Raw genomic sequence first — 24,934 nt, forward strand, 5'->3', positions numbered from 1 at the left:
GACAGGGTGACACAGGACGCAAGCAAGGGCTATCCCGCTACCGACCAGCTGCTCACGCAGGCAGCCCACCTGCTGCCCGTGGAAGAGCTCCTGTCGCAACTGGGCAGTGACGCAGCGCAGGGCCTGACCGCCGGGGAAGTCGCCAGGCGGCAGGCGCGCTTCGGACCCAACCTGCTCGAAGAGACCGGCCGCCAGCCCTTTTACCGCCTGGTGCTGCACCAGTTTCGCGACCTCCTGATCCTGGTGCTGTTCGTCGCCGCGGGCCTGGCCTGGTATCTCGGCGATACCCGCGGCGCGACCGTGCTGCTGATGATTATCCTGGTCAACGCCGCGATCGGACTGTACCAGGAGTATCACGCCGAGGCCCTGCTGGAAAAATTGAAATCGATGATCAGCGGTAAAGCCCGGGTGGTGCGTGACGGGGAAACCCGGGAAATAGAGGCGCAGGACCTGGTGCCGGGGGACATCGTACTGCTGGAGGAAGGGGCCGCAATCCCGGCGGACCTGCGCCTGCTCGAGGCGCGCGAACTGGCCACCAACGACTTCATGCTCACCGGGGAATCGGTACCGCAGAGCAAGGACCCGACCCTCCGGCCAGGCGCGCAGGCTGCCCTTTCCGACCGGGATAACCTGGTTTTCATGGGCACCAGCGTGGCCCGCGGCAGCGCGCGAGGTGTCGTCGTCGCCATCGGGATGACCAGCGCGATCGGCGAGATAGCCGGGATCGGCCAGACCATCCAGCGCGACCTGTCGCCCCTGCAGCGGGAGATGAACGCACTCGCGGGGATGCTGACGCGCATGGCCGGTGTGATCGCACTGGCCCTCTTCGCGATCAACGTCTTGCTGCGGGCGGACGAATTCGCCGACACAGCGGCCCTGGTCAATGCCAGCGCACTGTTCGCCATCGGCGTGGCGGCGGCCTGTGTTCCCCAGGGACTGCCGGCGCAGATCACCGTGGCGCTCTCATTGGGCGTCGGACGACTGGCGCGTGAAAATGCGGTGGTCAAACGCCTTTCCGCGGTGGAGACCCTGGGCTGTACCACAGTCATCTGCTCTGACAAGACCGGCACCATCACAGAAAACCAGATGACCATCGTCCGGGGCTGGAGGAATGGCCACTGCTACGAGGTCAGCGGGGGAGGCTACGACCCGCAAGGCGAAATTCACGAAAACGGACAGCCACTCGCGGAACGTGAGCTGGAAGGCGCAAAGCATTTTTTCCAGCACGGCCTGCTGGCCAGTAACGGGCGCACCCACCCGCCGGACGAAGGCCACCCGGACTGGTACGCCCTGGGCGACCCCACCGAGGCCGCCTTTACCCCACTGGCGATCAAGGCCGGGCTGGACCCCGAGGAACGCTTCGAGGGCTTCCCCCTGCTGGCCGAACTGGCCTTCGACAGCCGGCGCAAACGCATGACCCTGGTGCGACGCCACAAAGGCAAGACCATCGGCTACATGAAAGGCGGGACACTGGCGGTACTCGAGGCCTGTAGCCATTACCAGAGCGACGGCGACATCCTGCCCCTCGACGCAGGATTGCGTGCAACGATCGAACAACAGATGGAGGCCTACAGCGCTGAATCACTGCGCGTGATCGCCCTCGCCTATCGCGACTTCCCGCCTGAACAGCGCGAATTTTCGGTCGAGGAATCGGAGCGGAATTTCGTCTTTGCCGGCCTGGTCGCCATGCTCGACCCGCCCCGCGAGGGCGTGCGCAGGGCCCTCGAGGAAGTGCGCGGCGCCCGGGTACGCATGTTCATGCTGACCGGCGACAGCCCGATCACCGCCACCGCCATCGGCGAACGCATCGGCATGCCCGACGGCGCTGTGCTCACCGGCGACGAACTCTCGCGAATGCCGGACCACGAGCTGCAGCGGGCGCTGGGCGGCGAATCGCTGATCCTCTCCCGCGTCTCGCCGCAGGACAAATACCGCGTGGTCAAACTGCTCAAAGCCATGGGCGAGGTGGTTGCGGTGACCGGCGACGGGGTCAACGACACCCTGTCCCTGAAGAGCGCGAACATCGGCGTAGCTATGGGCGAACAGGGTTCGGATGTCGCCAGGGAAGCGGCCGAGGTCGTGCTCACCGACGACGATCTCACCACACTGGTCGTCGCGGTGCGCGAGGGCCGCACCATCTTCCAGAATCTGAAGAATGTGATTCTCTCCTCGATCACCTCCAACATCGGCGAATTGAGCTGCGTTTGCCTGGGCTTCGCCGGGGCGGCCGCGGGACTGCCGATTCCCCTCACCGCGGTGCAGATCCTGTCGGTGGACCTGATCGGGGAAATGCTGCCGCTGATGGCGCTGACCTTCGACCGCGCGGAACGGGAGCTGATGCACCAGGCGCCGCGCAAACTGGGCGCGCATATCATCGACCGTCCGCGACTGCTGGAACTCATCTTCTTCGGCAGCCTGATGGGACTGGGGAGCTATTTCAGTTTTTACATGGTACTGGGTACCGGCGGCAGTACGGAAATGGCGCAGGCAGGGGCCTTCCTCGGCATCGTCCTGGTGCAGTACGTCAATATTCTCTCGCGGCGCAGCGCCGATTCGATTTTCAGTGCCCACCTGTTTACCAACCGGGCCCTGTGGCTGTCCCTGCTGTTTTCCTTTGCGCTGGTGGCGATCATCACCAGCGTTCCGCAAATCGGCCAGTGGTTCGATTTTCAGTCCTTGCGCCTGCACGACTGGACCTGGCCAGTCATCGCCGCGCTGGGTTACCTGGGCGTGATGGAAGTCAAGAAACGCGTGCTGAATCCCACGTCTAAAGCACACTGACCGTTGACCCCGCGATTACCCATTCACCCCGGCCCGGTCTAGACTGTTCGGATGTACTAGCAACCTGGGGGCCACTACACCTGGAGACAGGTGCTGCCTCCTGCGTTTCGCCACGCCAATCCCCGGAGAAAGTTAATGGACCGCGCCAGTATCGAGCGACTCTGCCGCCCCGGGGCCTTCGATCATTCCGTGGAAAACCTGGTCCTGCGTGAAACGCATATCTCCTGGATCATTCTCTGTGGGCCTTTCGCCTACAAACTGAAGAAGCCGGTGAACTTCGGATTCCTGGACTTTTCGACACTGGCGCAGCGCAAACATTTCTGCGACGAAGAGTTGCGGCTGAACCGCCGTTTCTCTCCCGAACTCTACCTCGCAGTAGTCCCCGTCACCGGCACGCCGGGGGAGCCGGTGATGAACCGGAGTGGAGCCGCAATCGATTACGCGGTAAAAATGCACCGCTTCGACGAGGGCCAGTTACTGGACAACGTGGCGGCGCGCGGCGAACTGGACAGCGCGCTGGTTCGCAGTATCGGCCGCGAGATGGCCCGGCTGCACACGGAGCTCCCCCGCTGCTCACCCGACCCGGATGGCCGCGAACCCGGCACCCCGGCCGCCCTGCAAGCCGCGATGCTGCAGAACTTCCAGCAGGTTCGCGCCTACCCGCTGCAGCCCGCAGAACGCCAGCAGCTCAGCGCGGTGGAGAACTGGTCCGGGGCGCGGCTGGACGCGCTGCTGCCCGCCATGCACCGGCGGATACGCGAGGGCTGGGTGATCGATGGTCACGGTGACAGCCATCTCGGCAACATGGTGATAGTCGAGGGTCGGCTGCGGCTCTTCGACTGTATCGAGTTCAACGCTGCGTTCCGCATTGTCGACAGTATTGCAGAAATCGCGCTGCTGGACATGGACCTCAACGCGCGCGGTCATCCGGCAGAGTCCCACCGCCTGCTCAGCGACTACCTGGAATACCGCGGGGATTTCGACGGGCTGGCCCTGCTGGATCTCTACCGCAGTTACTATGCCCTGGTGCGCGCCAAGGTGAACCTGCTGCGCCATCCGGCGGGCCGCCCGGGGCTCGCGGACAGCGAGGACTATGCAGAAATGCGCCGCTACCTCGGCCTGGCGTACCGCTACTGCCGGCCCCGCAGGCGTTTCCTCGTGATCACGCACGGCCTGTCGGGCAGCGGCAAGTCCACGGTCGCTGGCAAGCTGGTGGAGGCCTCCGGTGCCATACGCATTCGCTCCGATGTCGAGCGCAAGCGACTGGCCGGACTGGCGCCCGAGCAACGCAGCCACCCGGAGGATACGCAAGCCATGTACAGCACGGCGATGTCCGTCAGGACCTTCGATCGTCTGGCGGACCTGGCCAGTACTATCCTGAACGCCGGCTTTGCGGTGATCGTCGATGGCACCTTCCTGCACCGCCACGTGCGCGACGACTTTCGCCAACTCGCGGAGCGACTCGCGGTACCCTTCGCTATCGTCGATTGTATCGCCGATCCCGAGGAACTCAGGCGTCGGTTGCTGTTGCGCCAGCAGGGAGAGACCGATGCCTCGGAGGCCGACATCGCGGTGATGGAAATGCAGAGTGTCCAGCGCGAAGAGCTGTCGAACGACGAGCGAAAAGTCACCCTCAGTGTCGATTCCGGATCAGAACCGTCGCGCTTGTGGGAGGCACTGGAAAAGTTTCTTCGCAGCGCGTGAGCCGCAGCAGCCCGCATATCAGGCACAGGATACGCAAAACGTAACCAGAGGGTATTACAGCCCCAGGCGTTCGATCTCCTGCTGCAACAAGGGGCTGGGCTTGCCCGCGGCGTGATGGCCGATGAGGAAGCCGTGGGTCATGCCGCGCGCATTGGATATGCCGCTTTGCATGACCGCGCCGGTCTCCATCCTCGCCATGGAGTTGCCGGCGACGTACAGGCCGGCGATCGGTTCGTTATCCCAGCCCAGCGCGCGGCAGTGGTGATCCGCCAGCAGGCCGGCGGCCGGTATCCCGCTGCCGCCCATCCGCTTCAACTCGACAGCGTAAAACGGCGGCCGGGACAGCGGGCCGAGATTGCCGTTGGGGTGGTGATTGGGATCGCCGCACATCGAGATACTCCAGCGGTGGGTGCCGCGACCAAAATCCGGATCTACGCCTTTTTCGGCGTTGGCGTTGAACGCCGTGACGGTCGCCTCGAGCGCCGCCGCGTCGATGCCGATGGCAGCGGCCAGGCCCGCAATGGAATCCGCGCGGACACCCAGTCCCTCGGGCCAGTCCTGGCCGGGCATGATCGAGCCAAAGGGATATTTTTCCCTGGCCTGGCTGTCGAGAATCGCCCAGCAGGGAAAGTTCGGATGGGTCTGGGTCGCGCCGTCGATCTGGTCGATGGTGTAGTTGAACTGGCGGTAAAACGCCTCATTGCCAAAGCGCCGGCCGCTGCGATTGACGACGATGGTGTGCGGCAGGCCGATGGACGCCATCGCGCTGCGCGGCATCGGTTCACCCGCCTCGGTTTCCTCCCCGGGAATAAAATAACCGACCAGGGTAATATCGGGTACCCGTGCGACGCGCGCCCCGACCGGGCCGGCGAGTCGCAGGTTGGCGCCGTCGATGGTATTGATCACATAGGAAATCGGGTTGAGCTGCTGGCCCAGGGTCTTGTTGTACTCCTGGTTGCGCTCGTAACTGCTGACGGCGATGACGACACCGCGCCTGGCCCGCACAAACAGGTCCTGCCCCTCCCGGGTAGCGCGCACGCCGACGATGCGCTCACCGTCGCCGATCAGTTCCTCGACGTTGACGCCAGTATGCATCGGGATATCGCGATCGATCACCGCCTTGACGAAATAACCCACCAGGCCGGGACCCAGGCAGCGGATGTCGTTGACCAGGCGCTCGCCCATGAGTTCGAAATCCCACTTCGCAATATTCGCGGTGCCGCCCGGCTTGTACATGTCTTCGTGGGTCATGCCGAAGGGCACGATAGGCGACACCCGCGTGCGCGATTGCCAATCCCCCAGCGATTGCGCGGGAAAAGGCCGCACTTCGAGCATGCGCCCCTCGGCAACGCTGTCGTCGTCGACGCCGTAGTAGTAATCCGGCAGGCCGCGGATAACCTCCATGTCGAGGCCTATCCGGTCCTCGAAATAGCGTAACGCCTCACGCGCATGGACCACCGTGTTGAGTATCAGGTAGTCGCTGGCGTAGCCCATCGACAGGCGCTTGAGATAGCGGAAGCCGGACTCCGGCGAATCCTCCATCCCCAACGCCGCTGCCAGGTGATTGCCGGGAACCCAGACCTCGCCCAGGGACAGCGCGGTAACCCCGCCCACCTGGTCGGCGCGCTCCAGCACGATGGCGCCGAGGCCCTCATCATGCGCAGTTACAGCCGCGGACAGGCCGCCGATACCCGAGCCGATAGAGACGACGTCGGTTTCCATATCCCACTTTGCGGGCAGATTTCTGATCATGTCGGGCAGCTCCGGAAATTCTTCGATAAAGGCGTTGGCAGTTTCAGCCCTTGAGGTGTGGCAAAACCTTGTCGGCAAACAGTTTGGCCTGTTCGTACACCAGTTCGTAGGGCAGCCCGCCAAAACTGAAATTGCACAGCATTTCGTAATCACCGACCATCGACGCGCGTTCCAGGTGATGCTCGATCAGCCGCTCCGGCGTACCGATCATATTGCCGCCGATGTAGTCCTTATACGCCTTGTGCGCACCGCCCGCCGCCTCCGCCCTCTCCCCCATGTAGGCATAGGTGGAGTAGGACGGCAGGTTCTTGAAGTGGTCGCTCATGAACTCGTAGTGATTGGCGACCGTCTCGAACATCACGGAAAAATACCTGTCGCAATATTCCGTTACCCGCTTCTCGTCCTCGAAGCAGAGCATGAAATCCGAGATGATGAACGGCGGCGCCTGCTTGCCGTGCTTGCTCTCGAAGGTTTCACGGTACTGGTTGATTTCCGGGATCGCCTTGCGCCAGTCGCCCTGGGAGAAACGCAGGGTCTTCAGGCCATAGTTGGCCGCCACTTCCACCGAGGACGGCGACATGGAGACCATCACCGTGCGGTCCTTGAATGACTTGAAGGGCCGGGGCCGGACTTCGGTGCGCGGAATCTTGTACCACCGGGTGTCCGCCTCGACGATACCGGTTTCGATGCCCTCCATGATGATCGCCGCGGCTTCGTCGAACATCTCTCTCGAATCGGCCAACTCGACCCCGAAAGACCTGAATTCGCGCCGGGCGGCGCCCCGTCCCATACCGGCGATCAGCCGTCCCCCGCAGAGGATATCCAGCTGCAGGAACTGCTCGACGACGCGCAGAGGGTTGTTCCAGGGAAGTATGACAGCTGCCGTGATGAGCTCGATACTGGTGGTTTTCGCTGCGATGTACGACAGCACACCGAAGGGATCGGGGCAGGCCGCGTAGTCGGTAAAATGGTGCTCCACCGGACCGACGAAATCGAAGCCCATGGCCTCCGCCTCGACGGCAAACTGCGTTTCCTGCATGAACGTCTTCACGTCCGGTTCACCATGCAGGTTCTGGTAGCCCAAATGAAGCCCTACTCGCATATTATTATCTCCGCACCTGCGGCCCGGCCCGCGCCACGGTGCCGCAGCGATTTCGATGCAGTTTTCCGGGGGCGGGCGCAACAGCAGTTGCTGTGGGGTTGCGCCCTGTCAAACACCTTCACGGCGTTTAATATCACTTTTAGAGTTTCATTTAAACAATATCACTTGGCCCGTTTCATAACAAGCGGGGGATGGTGCCAATGCCGGGCGCAAAGCGCTCACCCGCCGCGGTGAAAATACCGGCGTCGAGCGGTGATACGGCAGCGCCATCATTCAATTAACCCGCATTCGGTGGCATGATTCCGGGCAAAGAATAACCAACTGGAGTACCCGCCAATGGAAGACGCCCTGCAGCGCCTGCTCGATGAAGCGGCCATAAAGAAAGTCCAGCTCCGCTATTGCCGGGGGATCGACAGGATGGACTGGGAACTGGTGCGCTCCTGCTACCACCCCGATGCCATCGACGATCACGGCGAGTACGTGGGTGGTATCGACGGGTTCATCGAGTACTGCAAGGCGGGCTGCCCGAATTTCGTCTCCACCACCCATTTCACCGGCAACCAGCTGGTAGAAGTGGATGGCGACACGGCCTGGGCGGAACACTACGCCCGCGCCTACCATCGTGTCGCCGCGCAACCGGGCGGTCCGGAAAAAGACCTGGTGGTCAACACGCGCTATATCGACCGCTACGAGCGGCGCGGCGGCGAGTGGCGTATCACCCGGCGGGTTGTCGTCGTCGATACCGACCGGGTGGACCCGGTGCTCGAACGCTGGGTCCCGGAAGAGCAGCTGCGCAGCAGGCGCGACCGGAGTGATCCTTCCTACCTGCCGGCCTGATCGTCGAGCACGCCGTGGAGGAAAAGCTTCACCGAATAACGCGCGTGCTCAGTGATTGAATCCCGGTCGAAGGTCATGCCCCAGGCTGTCAGGTTGGCCGGAGCACCGACGATAATGTTGAGGAAAGCAAAAGCGGCCCTGTCAGCGTCGAACGCGCTGCCACGCTTGCGTTGCATACGCCGCCGGAACAGGTCCGCCAGGTAATCCAGGGTCGGGCGGGTGCCCTGCTCATTGGTGAACGCGCCGATCTCGGGCATCCGGTAGGCTTCGGCGTTGGTGATGCGCAGCAGGCGCAGCCCGGCATCGGAGAGCATGTTCTCTACCAGCAGGCTGCCCACCCGCACCAGGGTCTCGTCGAGGTCATCGGTTTCGGCGGAGCGCAGGCGTTCCGTGGGGATGATCCAGGCGTCGATCGCGCGCTGCAGGACTGCCTTGAACAGCGCCTTCTTGTCACCGTAGTGACTGTAGATAGTTCGCTTCGCCATCCCCAGTGATGCGGCGATATCGTCCATGGTGGTGTGCTGGTAACCCTTTTCCGAAAACAGGTCCAGGGCGCTGTCCAGCAACTCGACATGCCGCGACATGGACTGGGATTTGGTCGGCCTGCCGGGGCCGGGTCTCGCTGCCTTTTTCCTGCTGTCCGCGCGTTTCTTGCCGGCTTTTTTTTCAGTAGTCACAGCGTCCCAGTCGAAGTCGTTGCGAAATGCGGGTATGCGCTCGAGTCTATGGAAGTTGGCCGAAGCTGGCAACCTGGCCGCAGTGCCGGGGGCGGCGGCCTTCGCTGCCGCGTATCCCGGCGTATTACTCCTGCTCCCAGGCCAGCCACTGGCGCGCGGTCCTGCCCATGATCCACTCGCGCTCCGCGGCGCTCACCTCGGGGTTTTCGCTAATCGCGAAGATCAGCTCCGCCCAGCTTTCACCGGTCTGGTTGGCGGAAATATCGCTGGCCCACATGACCCGCTCGGCACCGAAGGCATCCAGCGCCTTGCGCAGGAAGGGCCGCGCCGCGAGATTGGGATAGCCCGCCGCGTTGAACATCACCGGCGCGTGGGCCCACTTCAGGGCAACCTGCGGCCACTGCGCGGCGCGCAGCACCTTGGTGAACGCCTGGTCCAGCGGTTCCTCCCCGACCCGGCGCCAGTAATCCTCGCTGTCCTCCAGCCCTTCCATCTGCGCGAAGATCGGCCAGAGCCTGGCACCGGGAGGCATGCCGCAATGGCACAGGACAATGCGGACATCCGGGTACTTGCCGATGATGCGCTCGAGCAAATCGGCGTGGCCGGCAATCTGCACGAAAACCGGCAGACCGCTGGCGGCAGCCAGGGCGAACACCTCATCGTAGACCCCGCCGGCAAAATCCGCGGTTTCGGCGCGCGACATGCCCGGGGAAACACGCAGGGCCCGGGCATGGGTGGCATCCCTGGCAAAACGCACCACGGCCTTCAGTTCCGGGTCCCGGGGGTCGACACGCACCAGGTAGGAAAACCGCTCCGAGTGGGCCCAGGCGGCGAGTTCTGCGGTGGGCGAGGTTGTGCGCTGCGCTGCGCCCGCAGGGCCCACCCTGTAGTAGGGATGCCCCGGCGTTCCCATCCACCACTCGTCCACCAGCACGGATTTCACGCCCAGCGCATCGATAGCGGCGAGCATTTCCGGGACGCCCCCGGGGCCGAGATGTACCTGGCTGTCGACGATATCCATGCTCTGTCTCCCGCTTGATGATTGTCGCCTCTCAGCGAGCCGCTAGCCCCTCATTACCGGGGATCAGGCGCACTCGCATCGAGTTATAAAGGAACGCGATTTCGTGGTAGAAGCCGACCATCATCAACAATTCGATGATCTGCTTGTCGCTGAAGTTTTCCGCGACCACCGCCCAGGTGGCGTCGCTGACACAGGCATCGGCGTGCAATTCCTCGGCCAGCCGGACCAGCGCGCGGTCGCGCTCGTTCCAGCCCGGCGCCGCGGAGCCCTGCACCAGCCACTCGATCTCCTGCGCGCTCAGGCCCGCATTCCTGCCGAACCTGACATGCTCGCCCCAGGTGTAGGCCGAGCGGCACAGCCAGCCGGTGCGCAGGATGACGACCTCGAGATCGCGCATTTCCAGCGTGAGGGCTTTGGCGCGCTGGGTGATGTAATCGACCTGGGCGCGGTAGATTTCCGGGTGCCGCAGCATCGTTGCGACCGCATCCGGCAACTCCGTGGTCTCGAGGCCGAACAGGGAGCGCAGCCGGGCCGCCAGTGGCAGCGCCTCTGCACTGAGCTCAGCCTCCGCCAGCGGCGCAATCCGCGGCTCGGCGTTGCAGACTGTTTGATCTTCCGCCATCAACTGCTCCCGCCGCTGGCCAGCGGCGCCGTGGACCGGCGATCAGGCACTGTCGCCGAGCCAGTCATCGAGCACCGCGTGAAAATGGGCGACCCGCGGCTCCTGCCGGGTGAGGCTCATGAATTTCACCGCGCGATTGCGCAGCCCGTCCTGCTGTTGCTGCATCTGGGAGTAATCCTGCTCCAGCGCCAGGAAATAATCGAAGTGCTCACCCTCCGGGATCTCGACCAGCTCGGCCCGCTGTTCTTCGCGCAGCTCCGCGGGCAGCCACAGGTAGTGGCACACATGCCAGCTGCAGGCGTTGGGGTCGCCGTCGCGGTCCGGCGCCGCAATGATCACCGTCGCCTCGCCCGGGCACAGCTGGAGATAGACGTTGGGAAACAGCGCCCAGAACTGGTAATCGCTCATCTGGGTATCGCTCAATGCGCTGACATCCAGCCCCCTGGCCGTCATCGTCTCGCGCACCGCCTGCTGCATCAGGCCACGCGCGGATACGCCTGCGGGAAAGTGCGGGGCCCCGTCGCCATCGAGGTACAGCGCCACCAGGTTTTCGAAGCGCGGCAGCGCCGCCACGATGCCGGGGAAATTCGGCGCCGGCAGCTGCCGGTACATTGCCACTTCCTGCTCCGGCCCCGCGGTGGCACTCCTGGCGCCGCCAAAGGGCACGGTACAGGCGCAGTGCAGGCCGAATTCCATGAAGCGCTCCCGTGCCATATCCATGTAGGAGACCAGCTCGGGATGAACGCCCTGGACGTGGTAGCCCTCCTGGAAGGCATCGATGACCACTTTCCAGTTACAGCGGATTTTCTCCCGCACATTGAGCCCCACGGGGACCATCTCCTCGAGCCGGTAAGCGGCCAGGGCCTGTGCCGCGGGGCCGAGGAAATCGGCGAGGGGCGCGGCACTCATGTCGGGGTTCAGGAAGATGAAACCGGCAAACACCTCGACCTGCACCGGCAGCAGGCCCAGCTCGTCCTTCGGTCCCACGAATTCCTCGACGCTGCCCCGGAAATCCGGCATGGCGACGCCGATGAGTCGCCCGTCGAGTTCCCAGGTCCAGCGATGATAGGGACAGGTGAAGCGCGCGGAGTGACCCGAGCCCTGGCAGAAGGCGTTCGCGCGATGGCGGCAGGCGTTGACGAAGCCGCGAATCGCGCCGTCCCTGCCCCGCACCAGCACATAGGACTGGTCCAGCACCGTGTACACCTTCCAGTCGCCCGGTTCGGGCAGCTCGTCCGCGCGGCCGGCGATCTGCCACACGCGCATCCACAGCTTTTCCCGCTCCAGCTCCTGGTAATCCCTGGAGGTGAAGCGCTCCGTGGACACCCGCATGTGGTAGCGACTGAAGTCGATTTCCGCTATCGGCAGGGCGCTGTCCATGCCGCTGCCGTGGTTTTCTGTGCGCATCAGGGCAAACTCCTCCCAACCCGGCCTGGCTGGATCGGGGAGCGGCTGCCGGCAGCCCCATGGCGCCCGGTGACGGAAAGCAGGACCGCGCCGGGTGGCTTGCTACGACAGCGTCTCAGCAAATTATTATTTATAGGCAAGTCGCCGCAGGATTAATATCACTTAGTGAGTTTCATTTCAAGCCGTTATCCGCTCCACGCGTGCAAAGCGCGCCGACCGGGATGCCGGCCTGGACGCCAGCCGCGAAAACGCCGCCGTCAGGCGGAGTCGAAAGCGATCGGCAGGCCGCGAATCCCCCAGACTCCGGGAAAGGGACGCCAGTTCACTGCACCCACCAGCCGCGGATTACGCAGCCGCCGGGCTATCAGGTGAAAGCCCTCCTCGATCTGCGCCCGGGCAATGAACTGGCCCAGGCACATATGGGCGCCCATGCCGAAGGCCATGTGGTGCCTGCAGCCCGACCCGCGCTCGGGGTTGAACACGTCGGGGTCGTTCACCGCCGTCGCATCCCTGCCGGACACGCTCCAGGGAAACATGACCAGCGTCTTTACCGGGAACTGGACGCCGCGAAAGCTGAATGCCTCGTTGACCACCCGTGTCGCCGACGAGGGGTTGCGGTAGCGGAACGACTCCTCGATCACCTTGCGGCAAAACGCCATGTCCTCGCCACAACGGCGGTAGTCCTCCGGGCGGTCCAGCAGCATGTGCATGATCAGGGTCAGCACGTTTTTCGAGGTGTCGTAGCCGGCGCCGAACAGGAAAATCAGCAGGTTGTAGAGTTCCTCCTCAGTCATCCCTCCCCCGGCCTGTGCCTCCAGCAGGCGGTCCAGCAGGTCGGGTTCCGGCCACAGCCGCTGTCCCGCGCGCCGCTCGTCCACCAGCTGGCGCACGAAACCGTCGAGGATGCGGACGCTCTCCTGCAGCTGGGGCAGGTACTGGCGATCCATGCTGAGCGCAAGGCCCAGGGCTTCCAGGGACGAGCGCAGGCTGGGGATGACATCCGGCGACGCGCCGATAATCCGGCACATGACGGTGATCGGGAAATACGCGGCGAACTCCTCGAAATCGAAGGCCTGCCGCGGCGCCCAGGCGTCGAGGTGCGCGGTGACCACCTCGCGCATCATCGAACGGTACTGGTTGGCCAGCCGCGGGGTGAAATGCGGCGCCAGCACATCGCGCAAACGCCGGTGCGTCTCGGCCGACTGCACCTGCACGGTACCGGCAATGAAGTCGCCCCAGGGCGTACCCGTCGCCCCCATGAACTCGACGATGTCCACGAAGCCCATCTGCATCTTCGCGTCGTGGGCCAGCAGGTCGCGCATCGCCTGGTATTCGGTGATCACGTAGCCGAAGGAGGCTTTCGCCAGCCAGGGATGCTGCGTTCGCGCCGCGCGAAAATGGGCGACGGGGTCGTCGGAAAAGCCGGGTTCGTCCACCGCCAGGTAGGGCAGGTCAATCCCGGACAACTCTATCCCGGACAACATGGCATTTTGCATACGTGTACCTCCGGAACTGTCACCTTCAGGCGCTGGACGGCGTTTCCCCTCGCGGCCCCCTACTCTCCCCTGCCCGTTGCCGTGTAGGGGCGGATGTCCGCCTCCGACTCGACGCCACCGAGCCCGATAACCGTATCCCGGGGGCTGCCCATGACCTGCCCCCAGTTGGCGGCGATCTTCTCGACGGTGATGTCGCGATCGGCAATGCCCTCGCTCTGGGCGACGTATACCCGGCGCACCACCCCGCCCACCGCCTCCAGGCTCTCGCCGGTGACCGGGCACGCTTCGTGGGCGAGAAACGCGACCGCGGGCGCGGCGAGTTCCGCGGGCAGGTTCTGTTGCGCGTACTGGTACAAGTCCGAGGACTCCTGCCGCTGGGCGTGCACCATGCGGGTATAGGCCCCGGGCAACACCGTGTTGACCTTGATGCCGAGGGGCTGCCCCTCTACCGCCAGGGCGCGCGTCAGGGAAAAGATGCCGCCCTTGGCCGCGCCGTACATGGCCAGGGCCCACATGCCGGTAAAGGCCCCCGAGCCGGTGTTGACGATGCGCCCGTAACCCTGCTGGCGCATGTGCGGCCAGGCCGCGCGGCACATCCAGACGGTACCCATCAGGTTGATATCGATGTGCCGCTGGACGTCGGCGGCAGACATCTCGTCGAACGCCGCTGCGATGGAAATACCCGCATTGTTGACCAGGATATCGACACCGCCGAATGCCTCGATGGCCGTGTCGATCACCGCCGCCGCGCCGCGTTCGGTCGCCACCGAGTGGGTATCCGCCACAGCGTTGCCACCCAGCGCGCGAATCTCCTGGGCCACCGCCTCGGCGGACGCGTCGCCGGTATAGTTTGGCGCGTCGATCCTGCCGATATCATTGACCACCACATTGGCGCCGCGGGCGGCCAATAGCATGGCGTGCGCCCGGCCGAGACCAGGTTTGCCACCGGCGCCGGTGACGATGGCGGTGCGGCCGTCGAACCTGAATTCTTCCATGCACTTTACCTTATGAGCGTTATTCTGGGTGCTGGTAGTGCCCCACTGACTGGTGCAATGCGCGATGGTATTGCACTGTGGAATGGCGGGGTTATTGGATTAATACAACTTTAAAGGTGATATTAGGGAGATTGTCGGGTGGATGCAAGTTGAGCGCGGATGCGCGGGATATGGCGACAAATATGGTGCCGCAGGTGAGCTGGAGTTCCCAGGAATGTGAAGCCACAGGCAGGCATGCCTAAAGCTTGTGTCCACCAATTCCTGAAAACCCCACAGAGCAGAGATTGAACACAGAGAGGCACGTTTTAAGGAATTTTAACGACAACACAACCCGTGCGCGCTTCCACTTCAACGCGCTTGTGCGCCTCTATAATCTCGGCCATTGGAAAAACCTGATCAACCGCCGTTGAAATCTTCCCTTCTCGTAACAGATTGGCCAGCTCGCTCAACTCTTCTTTGCTTTCCGCAGCAAAGCTGACAATGACTTTTTTACCGGTTCGTTTAAATACTCTGTTAGCCGAAATCAGCTTTTTGAAGGTGGGGTTAGCCGATGCATAGCGCCCTCGTTCCTCTAGACAGGCCAGCGAACTTTCCAAATCGGAACCCGCGACCATATCAATAATCACATTCCACCTTTTGCCCAAACTCGTATAAGGCTTCCTGGTGTAATCGATAAATTCATCGGCGCCGCTTGCTAAAATAGCCTCCTGTTTATGTGGTGCATCCACGGCTGTCACATGTGCGCCATAAGCTTTTGAAATTTGCAAAGCATACATGCCAATACTTCCACCTGCGCCATTGATCAATACCTTGTCACCGGGCTTGATATCAGCCTGCATGCAAAAATGAATCGCATTTAAACCACCAAGCGGTACCGATGCGGCATCTTCAAAACTCAAATTTTCAGGAATGTGCGCAATCCCGGCATTTTGCGAAAGTCTGATGTATTCAGCATAGGCACCCATTGCAAAGCCGCTCGAGCCAAATACTCGATCGCCGGGTTTAAAAGCTTCCACCCCCTCGCCAACGGATTCGACCTTGCCGGCAAAATACCCCCCAAGAACAGGATTGCGCGGGCGGAAAATACCGAAGGCCAAACGCAGTGGAAACGCAAACCACTTTACTGCAAAGGTAAAAGAACGCAGCTCACAGTCGCCTTTCGTCACCTCGGCTGCGTGCACCTTGATAATCAGTTTTCCTTTCCTGGGCTCAGGCTTGGCAATATCACCCAATTCAAGCACTTCAGCTGGGCCATATTGCTTGCATAAGATTGCGCGCACTAGAACTTCCTCGCGGTTATATTGAACCGGCAAGTAATTATTTCGGGTTAATAGAAGCTGTGGTTCTCCCCCGGCATGCCGGACATAGTCCAGTGTCTCTAAAGAACCTTATTCGCTCTAATCACGAAAAACTCGCTCTGTAAGTCTGAGGCTGGAGGTTTACATATTGATCGACAGCACCAACCAGCTGGAATATTCTTACCCGGCGCCTGAAGTCGAAAACCCTATATAGAGCGTACTGAGAAGACCACTCTTTGGAATACTCCAACTCATTACCACTTATGTAAAATGGCTGATACTTTCCACTATTGGTAGTTTTGACCTCAATAAACAGTTCCGAGTCCTTGCCTGGATTGAAAGACCGAACATCAAACCCCAGGCCATCACCGCGCTCCCTGCTACTCCACTCCACCTCTCTCGCGAGATCAGCTCTGCCTAGCGCTATCAATCGCTGCCTTTCGTACTCAATCACAAAAGCTTCACCACGCTCTCCGAGCTTGCGGTTTGTACGCTCACGTTCAGTAAAATTTAGTTTTTTTGCAGTGTACTGTCGTACAGGCTCATTGATGGTTGCTATCTTTTCCGGAACTTCTGAATCGAGCACTGACTTCCAATCGATCACTCTCGGTGAAATATCGATGGCCGTAGACGCGGAATCCAGAAGACTGTCCACACTCACCTGGTGGCGCGCGAGATACGCGAGAACCACGTGCTTCAATTGAGCTTGGTAATTGAAGGCCGGCTTGTAACCTTGAATATAAGGCTGCCCCATTTCCAACATTATTGCGCTGATGTTTTGATGCTTATACTCAATGGAACCCTCGCTACGCTGCTTTAGCGAAGCCATTAGTTTTCTACGATGATCTGCCTTGCTGTATGAGTTACCCAGCAGTTCAAGATTGAGCATCTCGAAGTAGTCTTGAACTATTGCCTCACATTCCAGCCAATTCCAACCACCTCCCACACCCAGCATGGTATCGACTTCGTTCTGGCTCAAGTTTTGATATAACGCAGCACGGAGCAATTCGCGGCACGTGCCGTAACTCACATACTCGAAAAGTTCATCGTCCAAGTACACGAAGTCGATGGTATTCTCTATAACTCCGGCACTACTCGCAGTGGTCAGTTCGGCATATTCCGCCGCATGACCGGGTTTAGCCCGGTGATGCCAGAACCCGCTGCTACGCAAGTGGAAATATGGAAGGTGTGGGTTGTTCCGATCCTGAGGGCTGGAGAGCCTCTCGAAATGCTTTGAATACGCGCGCTTCAGGCTTTCATCGAAGGGAATACGGTTATCTGCGATCTCGTCTGCTTCATATAGATCGAGTACCGCGAGTAGCATGGCGACCTTGTGCGGACTCTTCTCTCCTCCAGCACGAACATTTACCTTTAAGTTGGAGAAACGTCTCTCGTAATCCAAGACGCTCATCTTGAGCTCCAATAATCTGCTCGCTCCGGAATGATCCAGCGAATCCCACCCCTGGGATCAGTACCAGGTTCGTCATATCGCGGGATAACGTGAATGTGCAGGTGGGGGATCGTTTGCCCTGCTGCGACACCGTCATTGATCCCAATGTTATAAGCACTGGGCTGGTAACGCTGATCAAGTCCTACCTTCGCTCTCTCGATCAACTGAAAAAGTGCTCGCCTCTCTTCGTCAGAGGCATCGAACAGGGATTGAATGTGTCGTCTTAGAATGACAAGACTGTGACCAAGAGTAACGGGAAAGCCGTCTTCGATTAGTATGGCCAATCCGTTCTGGTCTATGACTCGTCCACAGGAATTGCTGGTCGCAATATCACAGAACGGGCAGGAATCTGCCTCCATGCAAGGTTTCCTCAATTGATCTCTAAGCACTTTAATAGAACTGTCTCCAATTGCAAATCAAGGCAGGGAAATGTGTTAAGGCGCGAGTAGAACGCAGGGCGCTACCGTGATGGTGGGGCGAGGGATTGATCAGAACAGCCTTGGCCGGGGTTGCGCGCGACCTGTTCGATCCGTTCGGGGCGCCTGCGCCTCGCTGCAGCGTCAAAATTGCCCCTAAGGTCGCAATTTTTCGAGCGAGGCGTCGAACCCGGTCATCACTCTCCGCCACAAACAAAAAAGGCCGCCCAAACGGGCAGCCCTTTTCGCTTATGGCGGAGAGCGAGGGATTCGAACCCTCGATAGGGGATAAGCCTATACACCCTTAGCAGGGGTGCGCCTTCAGCCGCTCGGCCAGCTCTCCGGAATCTGATTTTTAGCTGTAATCCCAAGCCTGAAAACGGCCCGAAAGAATCCGCGTACCTGCATGGGTTACAGGCGCGGCATCATACCACAATCGGTGAAGAATCAAAGCATTGGCGCTTTGATTACAGCAGTTTATTCGCCCTTGGATACCGCTCGGGGCTGCTGGTTGTCGTCCTGGATACGTTCGTAGATTTCTTCACGGTGTACGGCGACGTCGCGCGGGGCGTTGACGCCGATCCGCACCTGGTTGCCCTTCACGCCAAGGACTGTAACGGTGATATCGTCGCCGACCATCAACGATTCACCAACTCTGCGGGTCAGAATAAGCATATGGTTTCTCCAAAAACCCGGGGCCTCATGGCTTTTTGGGGCTGGGTTCATGCCCAGCCCTTCTATGCCCGGTACTTCCAGTGTAGTAAAACTGCCACATTTCGTATATCCCACTAAAGTCTAAAGTGGGTACACGGTCCCTACCGGTTTAGGCAGCTGTTTCGTCCTGGGGTTCCCCTTCCAATCCAAAAGAAGAGTGCAGCGCACGCACTGCCAACTCCAGGTACTTCTCCTCGATGATCACCGAAATCTTGATTTCAGAGGTGGTGATCATCTGGATATTGATGCCGTTGTCCGCCAGGGCACGGAACATCTGGCTGGCGACACCGGCGTGGGAGCGCATGCCCACACCGACGACGGAAACCTTGGCAATTTTGTGGTCCGAGGTCACTTCCAGGGCGCCGAGCTCGGCGGCGACCGTTTCCAGCACGTCGCGCGCGCGGGGCAGGTCGGTGCGGCCAACGGTGAAGGAAAAGTCGGTGGTGCCGTCGCCGCCCACGTTCTGGACGATCACGTCGACCTCGATATTGGCTTCACCCACGGGGCCGAGAATACGGTAGGCCACGCCGGGCATATCGGGCACGCCGCGAATGGTCAACTTGGCTTCGTCGCGGTTAAAGGCGATACCGGCGATGGTTGGCGTTTCCATTTCAGACTCATCCTCAAAAGTAATCAGGGTGCCAGGCCCTTCCTGGAAGCTGTGCAGCACCCGCAGCGGTACGTTGTATTTGCCGGCAAACTCGACGGCGCGAATCTGCAGTACCTTGGAGCCCATGCTGGCCATTTCCAGCATCTCCTCAAAGGTGACGCGGTCCAGGCGCCGGGCGCCGTCAACGACCCGTGGATCGGTGGTATATACGCCGTCCACGTCCGTATAGATCTGGCATTCGTCCGCTTTCAGGGCGGCGGCCAGTGCCACGGCGGTGGTGTCGGAGCCGCCGCGACCCAGGGTGGTGATGTTGCCGTCCTCGTCAACGCCCTGGAAACCGGCGACCACGACCACGTAGCCCTGGTCTAGGTCGGCGTGCAGGCGAACGTCGTCGATTTCGCGGATGCGCGCCTTGGTGTGGGCATCGTCGGTCAGGATGCGCACCTGGCTGCCGTTGTAGCTCTTGGCTTTGACGCCGCGCTTGTTCAGCGCCATGCTCAACAGCGCGGTGGTCACCTGTTCACCGGTAGACACCAGCACATCCATTTCCCGGGGCACAGGGCGCTCCTGGATCTCGTGGGCGAGGCCGATCAGGCGGTTGGTTTCGCCGGCCATCGCGGAGACCACGACGACGACGGCATGACCATCATTGCGGAACCTTTCGACTTTCTCCGCAACCTGCTCTATACGCTCAATGGTGCCGACGGACGTCCCGCCGAATTTCTGTACGATCAAGCTCATTGACTGCTGCCGAACTCCTTTCGCGGCCACCGGGGCCTGTCGCAAGGTAGAAAAAGGGCGCTATTTAACAACATAACGCCCAAAAAGCAAACACACTTGACGGTGAATCACCGCCGGGGTGTTGGGGATTAGTTCACAGTTCTGCTCAGGAGCCGGACAGCTGGGAACCGACCCATTCCGGCACCGCTTTCAGTGCCTCGGGCAGTGCGGCCACGTCGGTACCGCCGCCCTGGGCCATGTCCGGCCGGCCGCCGCCCTTGCCGCCCAGGCGCTGGGCGAATTCACGCATCAGGTCGCCGGCCTTGACCTTGTCGGTCAGGTCCTTGGTGACCCCCGCGGCGAGTGCCACCTTGTCGTCGTTGACCGCGGAAAGCAGGATGACGCCGGAGCCGAGCTTGTTCTTCACCTGGTCCAGGGTATCGCGCAGGGACTTGGCATCCGCGCCGTCGACGTTGGCCGCCAGTACCTTGATACCCGCCACTTCCACCGCGCCGGCGGTGAGGTCGCTGCCCGCGCCGCTGGCGAGTTTCTGCTTGAGGCGGGCAATTTCCTTTTCCAGCTCGCGGCTTTCGGCGCGCAGGGCCGCGACCTTGTCCGCGACGTTGTCCTGGGTAGCCTTCACCACCTCGCAGACCGCCGCGAGTTTTTCTTCCGCCGCATCCACCAGGGCCAGCGCGCCGGCGCCGGTGACCGCCTCGATGCGGCGCACGCCGGAGGCAATGCCGCTTTCAGAGACAATGCGTATCAGACCGATGTCGCCAGTGCGGGCGGCGTGGGTACCGCCGCACAGCTCGACGGAAAAATTGTCCTCGCCCATGGCCAGTACGCGCACCTCGGCGCCGTATTTTTCGCCGAACAGGGCCATGGCGCCGGCGGCGACCGCATCGTCCATGCTCATCAGGCGAGTGCTGACCTCGGTGTTGGCCCGCACCTGTTCGTTGACCATGTTCTCGATGGCCTTCAGCTGCTCCCGGGTAACCGCCTCGGGATGGGAGAAGTCGAAACGCAGGCGTTCGGAATCCACCAGCGAGCCTTTTTGCTGCACGTGCTCGCCGAGCACCTTGCGCAGGGCCGCGTGCAGCAGGTGGGTGGCGGAGTGGTTCAGGCGGGTGCGCTGGCGCAGGGAGGAATCGACCTGGGCGTGCAGCTGGTCGCCCAGGGCCACGCTGCCCTCGAGCACCTTCACCTGGTGCAGGTGCTGGTCGGAGGCCTTGGTGGTGTCGGTGACTTCCAGCCGGGTGCCGTTGGCGCTGAGGTAGCCGGTGTCGCCGGCCTGGCCGCCGGACTCGCCATAGAACGGGGTGCTGTCCAGCACCACGATGCCGCTATCGTCGGCGCCCAGGGAATTGACTTCCTTGCCGTCCTTCAACAGAGCAGTGACCTTACCCTGCCCCTGCAGGCTGTCGTAGCCGGTGAACGCGGTCTTGCCTTCCAGGCGCAGCACGTTGGAATAGTCGACCTTGAAGCTGCCGCCCTCCTGGGAGCGCGAGCGCTGCTCCGCCATAGCCGCTTCATAACCGGGCATGTCCAGTTTCAGGCCACGTTCGCGGGCGATATCGCCGGTGAGGTCCACCGGGAAGCCATAAGTGTCGTAAAGCTTGAACACCACGTCGCCGGGAATTTCATCGCCCTGCAGGCCCTGCAGCGCCTCGTCGAGGATCTGCATGCCGTTGTCGAGGGTCTTGGCGAACTGCTGCTCTTCCGCCAGCAGGGCCTTTTCGATCTGCGCCTGCAGCTTCAGCAGTTCGGGGTAGGCGCCGCCCATCTGCTGGGCGAGAGTGGCAACCAGCTTGTAGAAAAAGGGCTCGGAGGCGCCGAGCTTGTTGCCGTGGCGGATGGCGCGGCGGATGATGCGGCGCAGCACGTAGCCGCGGCCTTCGTTGCCGGGCATGACGCCGTCGGCGACCAGGAAGGCGCTGGAGCGGATATGGTCGGCGATCACCCGCAGGGATTTGTCCGCGCGGTCGCTGACGCCCAGCACTTCGGCGGCGGCGTCGATCAGCGCCTGGAACAGGTCGATCTCGTAGTTGCTGTGCACGCCCTGCATCACCGCGGCGATGCGCTCCAGGCCCATGCCGGTGTCCACGGAGGGCGCCGGCAGCGGGTGCATGGTGCCTTCGGCGTCGCGGTTGAACTGCATGAACACCAGGTTCCAGATCTCGATGTAGCGGTCGAGATCGTCGTCGGGGCTGCCGGGCGGGCCGCCGGGCACATCCGGGCCGTGGTCGTAGAAAATCTCGGAACAGGGGCCGCAGGGGCCGGTATCGCCCATCTGCCAGAAGTTGTCCTCGTCCAGGCGGGAGATGCGCTCTTTCGGGAAGCCGATCTCGTTGACCCAGATCGCCTCCGCCTCGTCGTCGGAGATATGGCAGGTGACCCACAGGCGCTCGGGGGGCAGTTGCAGTGTTTCGGTGAGGAATTGCCAGGCGAACCTGATCGCATCCTGCTTGAAGTAATCGCCGAAGCTGAAGTTGCCCAGCATTTCGAAGAAGGTGTGGTGGCGGGCGGTATAGCCGACGTTTTCCAGGTCGTTGTGCTTGCCGCCGGCGCGCACACAGCGCTGGCTGGACGCCGCCCGGTTGTACTCCCGGGGATCGGTGCCGAGGAAGGTATCCTTGAACTGGTTCATCCCCGCATTGGTGAACAGCAGGGTCGGGTCGTTGGCCGGCACCAGCGAACTGGAGGGCACCCGGGTGTGGCCGTTCTTTTCAAAAAAGTCGAGGAAGGCTTCGCGTATCTCTACGGTTTTCATAGTGTGTCTCGGTGGATTGCGCGTGGCGTTCAGCGCGCCATGAAACCCTCGGGCATAGCCATGCCCGCGAGGATGTGCAGGTGCAGGTGGAAGACGGTCTGCCCCGCCCCTTCACCGTTGTTGACGATCAGGCGGAAGGCGTCCTGGACGCCGAGTTGTTCGGCAATCCGGCCCGCGGCCAGCATCAGGTGGCCGAGCAGCGCCTGGTCGTCGGCGCCGGCGTCCACCAACCGGGGAATGGCCTTTTTCGGAATCACCAGCACGTGTACCGGCGCCTTGGGGGCGATGTCGTTGATCGCCACGCAGTGCTCGTCCTCGTAGATGAACTCCGCGGGAATTTCCCCGGCGATGATCTTGCCGAAAATCGTATCTGTCATGTCCCTATCCCAGTTTCTCGTCGGCGGTCAGCGGGCGCGCCTCGGATTCCAGCATCACCGGGATGCCATCGCGCACCGGGTAGGCCAGGCCAGAGGCCTTGCACACCAGTTCCTGCTTTTCCTCGTGGTACTCCAGTGGCGCCTTGCTCACCGGGCAGACCAGGATGCTGAGAAGTTTCTTGTCGATCATGATCCGCTCGCGGTCGCCAAAAGGCGGACATTATACGGGCTTTACCCGCCCCCGGGCCATAGTCGCGACAGGCATGACCGGCAGCACAAGTCCCCGCCAGCGAATCGCCACTGCCAGGGGATCGGCGCCAGGCGGTACCGCGACGCTGCCCTCCCAGGGGCTGTTTTGTGCGTGGTGTGCGCCGATTCAACAAGCGATGGACTGGCGCCGGGGAGCGGGAATTGCGAACCGGTTCACAGAACTCAAACCCCGCTGATCACGCTTTAACCGATTCCGGCATCCAGTGCGCAAAGCCAATTGTCTTAACACTTCCCAGCCCCTAGGATGCCGCGAGCCGGTGTAAAAAATCGTGAAAACAAGCTGTTCAGATGCCGGCGCGATCACCATTACAGACCACTAAGGGGACTTCGTGAGAATCAAGACTCTGGCCGCGCTCGCGGTTGGGTTCGGCCTGCCATTGGCCGCCCATGCCAATTACTCTACCGACTTTTCAGGACTCACCAGCGGCCAAAGTGTCGACGGCCAGGACGGCTGGACCGCCACCGGCGCCTGGGACGAGGAGATCGTCGATATCGGCGGCGACCTGAAATGGCGCCTGTCGAATGCTGTCACCGCTGGCAGTTTCGGCGATATGCCCTTTACCCCGGCCTTTGCGCCGACGGCCGGCGAAACCACGGCGACACCCGCCGCCGGCGCCAATATCTTCGAAGCGGAATTCAGCTTCCAGTCCGCCACCGGCGCCGCACAGAACGGGCTCGCCATCACCATCAGCCCGGACAACGGCAGCGGCGCGCGGCTGTCTTACATCAACATTACCGATAGCGGCAGTGGCCTGGATGTGGGCTTCTACGACTACGACAGCACCCAGCCGACTGTCGGCCCGTTCACCAACTTCCAGTTCAGTACACTGGCCAGCGGTCTGGACTACAGCTCGGCGCACACCCTGCGCATCGCTATCTTTTTTGCCGAGGGACCGAGCAAAAACCCCGTAGACCCCGCCACCTCCCCCAACGACGTGGTCATGGTATGGGTCGACGGCGCACTGGTGCACACCGGCTCAACCTGGGAGCAGTACTACCCGGAAAACCAGCCCGGCACTCCCGGACCCTACTCCATCAGCCAGCTGCTGTTCCGGGTATCCGGCACGGCGCAACCGGCACTGTCCGGCGGTGGCCTGCTGTTCGATGACTTCGCTGTGAGCACCCAGGCTGTGGCCGACGTGGCGGCATTCAACGCCCTGATGGCACCGCCCCCAGCGCCTCCCGCTGCCGGCAGCAGCAGCGACGCGGCCCCGATTCCCACCATGGGCGTCTGGAGCCTGGGCCTCACCGGCCTTTCCCTGCTCGGCCTCGCCGGGCTGCAGCAGCGCCGCCGACCGCGCTGACCCGGCAAGGGCGGTCATCGTTTCGACCGATGGCCGCCCTGCCCGCTTCCCGCCACTGGCCCCCGGCGCTAGAATTCGCCCATGAGCAGATACCGACCGCCGCGCAAGCGCGGCTCCCGCTATATCACCCCCGAAGGCGAGCAGACCCTGCGCGCTGAACTGCACCAGTTGTGGAAGGTCGAGCGGCCGCAGGTGACCGCCGTGGTCCACGAGGCCGCCAAGAATGGCGACCGTTCGGAAAACGGCGACTACATCTACGGCAAGCGCCGCCTGCGGGAGATCGATTCGCGGGTGCGCTTCCTGACCAAGCGGCTGGAGGAACTGGAGGTGGTCAGCCGAACTCCCGACGACACCAGCCGCGTGCGCTTCGGCGCCTGGGTGACGCTCGAGGACGAGGACGGCGAGGAGCAACGCTGGCGCATCGTCGGGCCCGACGAGTTCGACGTGAAGGCCGGCAAACTGAGCATGGATTCACCGCTGGCCCGGGCGCTGCTGGGCAAGGGGCTGGACGAGGAAATCCGGCTGCACAGCCCGGAGCGCGGCGAACGTTTCTACGTGGTCACCGACATCCAGTACCGGCCACCCGCGCCGGCCCGCTGAGGCCTGCG

General features: G+C 62.1%; 21 protein-coding genes and 1 tRNA gene. 5 read left to right on the forward strand and 17 right to left on the reverse strand.

From position 1 onward, the window contains the following. Positions 1–6 precede the first annotated feature (6 nt). A complete protein-coding gene (locus ACNKU3_RS08490; protein ID WP_418258983.1) occupies positions 7–2,781 on the forward strand; it encodes a cation-translocating P-type ATPase in 2,775 nt (924 codons plus the stop codon). Between the two features lie 135 nt (positions 2,782–2,916). Then, complete coding sequence (locus ACNKU3_RS08495) at positions 2,917–4,485, forward strand: AAA family ATPase (RefSeq protein WP_418258984.1); 1,569 nt, start codon at positions 2,917–2,919, stop codon at positions 4,483–4,485. Between the two features lie 54 nt (positions 4,486–4,539). On the opposite strand, the gene ACNKU3_RS08500 is transcribed toward ACNKU3_RS08495, so the two are convergent. Both ACNKU3_RS08500 and ACNKU3_RS08505 read right to left on the reverse strand, forming a co-directional pair. Further along, the gene (locus ACNKU3_RS08500) at positions 4,540–6,237 is read right to left on the reverse strand and encodes an FAD-binding protein (protein WP_418258985.1); all 1,698 of its coding nucleotides are present in this window, start codon (positions 6,235–6,237) and stop codon (positions 4,540–4,542) included. Between the two features lie 43 nt (positions 6,238–6,280). Beyond that, on the reverse strand, positions 6,281–7,339 hold the full coding sequence (locus tag ACNKU3_RS08505; RefSeq protein WP_418258986.1) for an LLM class flavin-dependent oxidoreductase: 1,059 nt from the start codon (positions 7,337–7,339) through the stop codon (positions 6,281–6,283). A gap of 336 nt (positions 7,340–7,675) precedes the next feature. On the opposite strand from ACNKU3_RS08505, the gene ACNKU3_RS08510 reads away from it, so the two are divergent. Next, positions 7,676–8,176, forward strand: a complete 501-nt coding sequence (locus ACNKU3_RS08510) for a nuclear transport factor 2 family protein (protein ID WP_418258987.1) — start codon at positions 7,676–7,678, stop codon at positions 8,174–8,176. Here ACNKU3_RS08510 and ACNKU3_RS08515 read toward each other — a convergent pair. The 15 genes from ACNKU3_RS08515 to ACNKU3_RS08585 form a co-directional block, all read right to left on the reverse strand. Continuing rightward, positions 8,161–8,853 carry a TetR/AcrR family transcriptional regulator gene (locus ACNKU3_RS08515; protein ID WP_418258988.1) on the reverse strand — a complete coding sequence of 231 codons (693 nt, stop codon included), beginning with the start codon at positions 8,851–8,853 and terminating at the stop codon, positions 8,161–8,163. The genes ACNKU3_RS08510 and ACNKU3_RS08515 overlap by 16 nt on opposite strands. Before the next feature lie 124 nt (positions 8,854–8,977). Next, positions 8,978–9,874: an amidohydrolase family protein gene (locus tag ACNKU3_RS08520; RefSeq protein ID WP_418258989.1), complete on the reverse strand. Its 897-nt coding sequence runs from the start codon at positions 9,872–9,874 to the stop codon at positions 8,978–8,980. A 31-nt stretch (positions 9,875–9,905) separates the two neighbouring features. Then, the gene (locus tag ACNKU3_RS08525) at positions 9,906–10,496 is read right to left on the reverse strand and encodes a carboxymuconolactone decarboxylase family protein (RefSeq protein ID WP_418258990.1); all 591 of its coding nucleotides are present in this window, start codon (positions 10,494–10,496) and stop codon (positions 9,906–9,908) included. Positions 10,497–10,538: 42 nt separating this feature from the next. Then, complete coding sequence (locus ACNKU3_RS08530; protein WP_418258991.1) at positions 10,539–11,903, reverse strand: aromatic ring-hydroxylating oxygenase subunit alpha; 1,365 nt, start codon at positions 11,901–11,903, stop codon at positions 10,539–10,541. Between the two features lie 257 nt (positions 11,904–12,160). Beyond that, positions 12,161–13,399: a cytochrome P450 gene (locus tag ACNKU3_RS08535; protein ID WP_418258992.1), complete on the reverse strand. Its 1,239-nt coding sequence runs from the start codon at positions 13,397–13,399 to the stop codon at positions 12,161–12,163. A gap of 59 nt (positions 13,400–13,458) precedes the next feature. Then, a complete protein-coding gene (locus ACNKU3_RS08540; protein ID WP_418258993.1) occupies positions 13,459–14,394 on the reverse strand; it encodes an SDR family NAD(P)-dependent oxidoreductase in 936 nt (311 codons plus the stop codon). A gap of 305 nt (positions 14,395–14,699) precedes the next feature. Next, on the reverse strand, positions 14,700–15,674 hold the full coding sequence (locus ACNKU3_RS08545; protein WP_418258994.1) for an NAD(P)-dependent alcohol dehydrogenase: 975 nt from the start codon (positions 15,672–15,674) through the stop codon (positions 14,700–14,702). Between the two features lie 121 nt (positions 15,675–15,795). Beyond that, positions 15,796–17,103, reverse strand: coding sequence for a DUF3883 domain-containing protein (locus tag ACNKU3_RS08550; RefSeq protein ID WP_418258995.1), 1,308 nt, complete (start codon positions 17,101–17,103; stop codon positions 15,796–15,798). Next, entirely contained in the window at positions 17,100–17,501 is a 402-nt protein-coding gene (locus tag ACNKU3_RS08555; RefSeq protein WP_418258996.1) for an HIT family protein, read from the reverse strand. Before ACNKU3_RS08555 ends, ACNKU3_RS08550 begins: the two co-directional genes overlap by 4 nt. Positions 17,502–17,810: 309 nt before the next feature. Then, a tRNA-Ser gene (locus tag ACNKU3_RS08560) sits at positions 17,811–17,901 on the reverse strand. Between the two features lie 134 nt (positions 17,902–18,035). Continuing rightward, positions 18,036–18,233, reverse strand: coding sequence for a carbon storage regulator CsrA (gene csrA, locus ACNKU3_RS08565; protein ID WP_418258997.1), 198 nt, complete (start codon positions 18,231–18,233; stop codon positions 18,036–18,038). 148 nt (positions 18,234–18,381) lie between these two features. Further along, a complete protein-coding gene (locus ACNKU3_RS08570) occupies positions 18,382–19,623 on the reverse strand; it encodes an aspartate kinase (RefSeq protein ID WP_418258998.1) in 1,242 nt (413 codons plus the stop codon). Positions 19,624–19,768: 145 nt separating this feature from the next. Next, entirely contained in the window at positions 19,769–22,375 is a 2,607-nt protein-coding gene (gene alaS / locus ACNKU3_RS08575; RefSeq protein WP_418258999.1) for an alanine--tRNA ligase, read from the reverse strand. A 29-nt stretch (positions 22,376–22,404) separates the two neighbouring features. After that, complete coding sequence (locus ACNKU3_RS08580; RefSeq protein ID WP_418259000.1) at positions 22,405–22,752, reverse strand: histidine triad nucleotide-binding protein; 348 nt, start codon at positions 22,750–22,752, stop codon at positions 22,405–22,407. Between the two features lie 4 nt (positions 22,753–22,756). Next, on the reverse strand, positions 22,757–22,942 hold the full coding sequence (locus ACNKU3_RS08585) for a Trm112 family protein (RefSeq protein WP_418259001.1): 186 nt from the start codon (positions 22,940–22,942) through the stop codon (positions 22,757–22,759). 409 nt (positions 22,943–23,351) lie between these two features. Here ACNKU3_RS08585 and ACNKU3_RS08590 point away from each other — a divergent pair, with 409 nt between their 5' ends. Together ACNKU3_RS08590 and greB are read left to right on the forward strand one after the other, a co-directional pair. Then, on the forward strand, positions 23,352–24,326 hold the full coding sequence (locus ACNKU3_RS08590) for a hypothetical protein (RefSeq protein ID WP_418259002.1): 975 nt from the start codon (positions 23,352–23,354) through the stop codon (positions 24,324–24,326). An 81-nt stretch (positions 24,327–24,407) separates the two neighbouring features. Next, entirely contained in the window at positions 24,408–24,926 is a 519-nt protein-coding gene (gene greB / locus ACNKU3_RS08595) for a transcription elongation factor GreB (protein ID WP_418259003.1), read from the forward strand. The last annotated feature ends 8 nt before the right edge of the window (positions 24,927–24,934 follow it).

The organism is Haliea sp. E17 (assembly GCF_048323675.1).
In the GTDB taxonomy this organism is placed as follows: Bacteria; Pseudomonadota; Gammaproteobacteria; order Pseudomonadales; family Halieaceae; genus Mangrovimicrobium.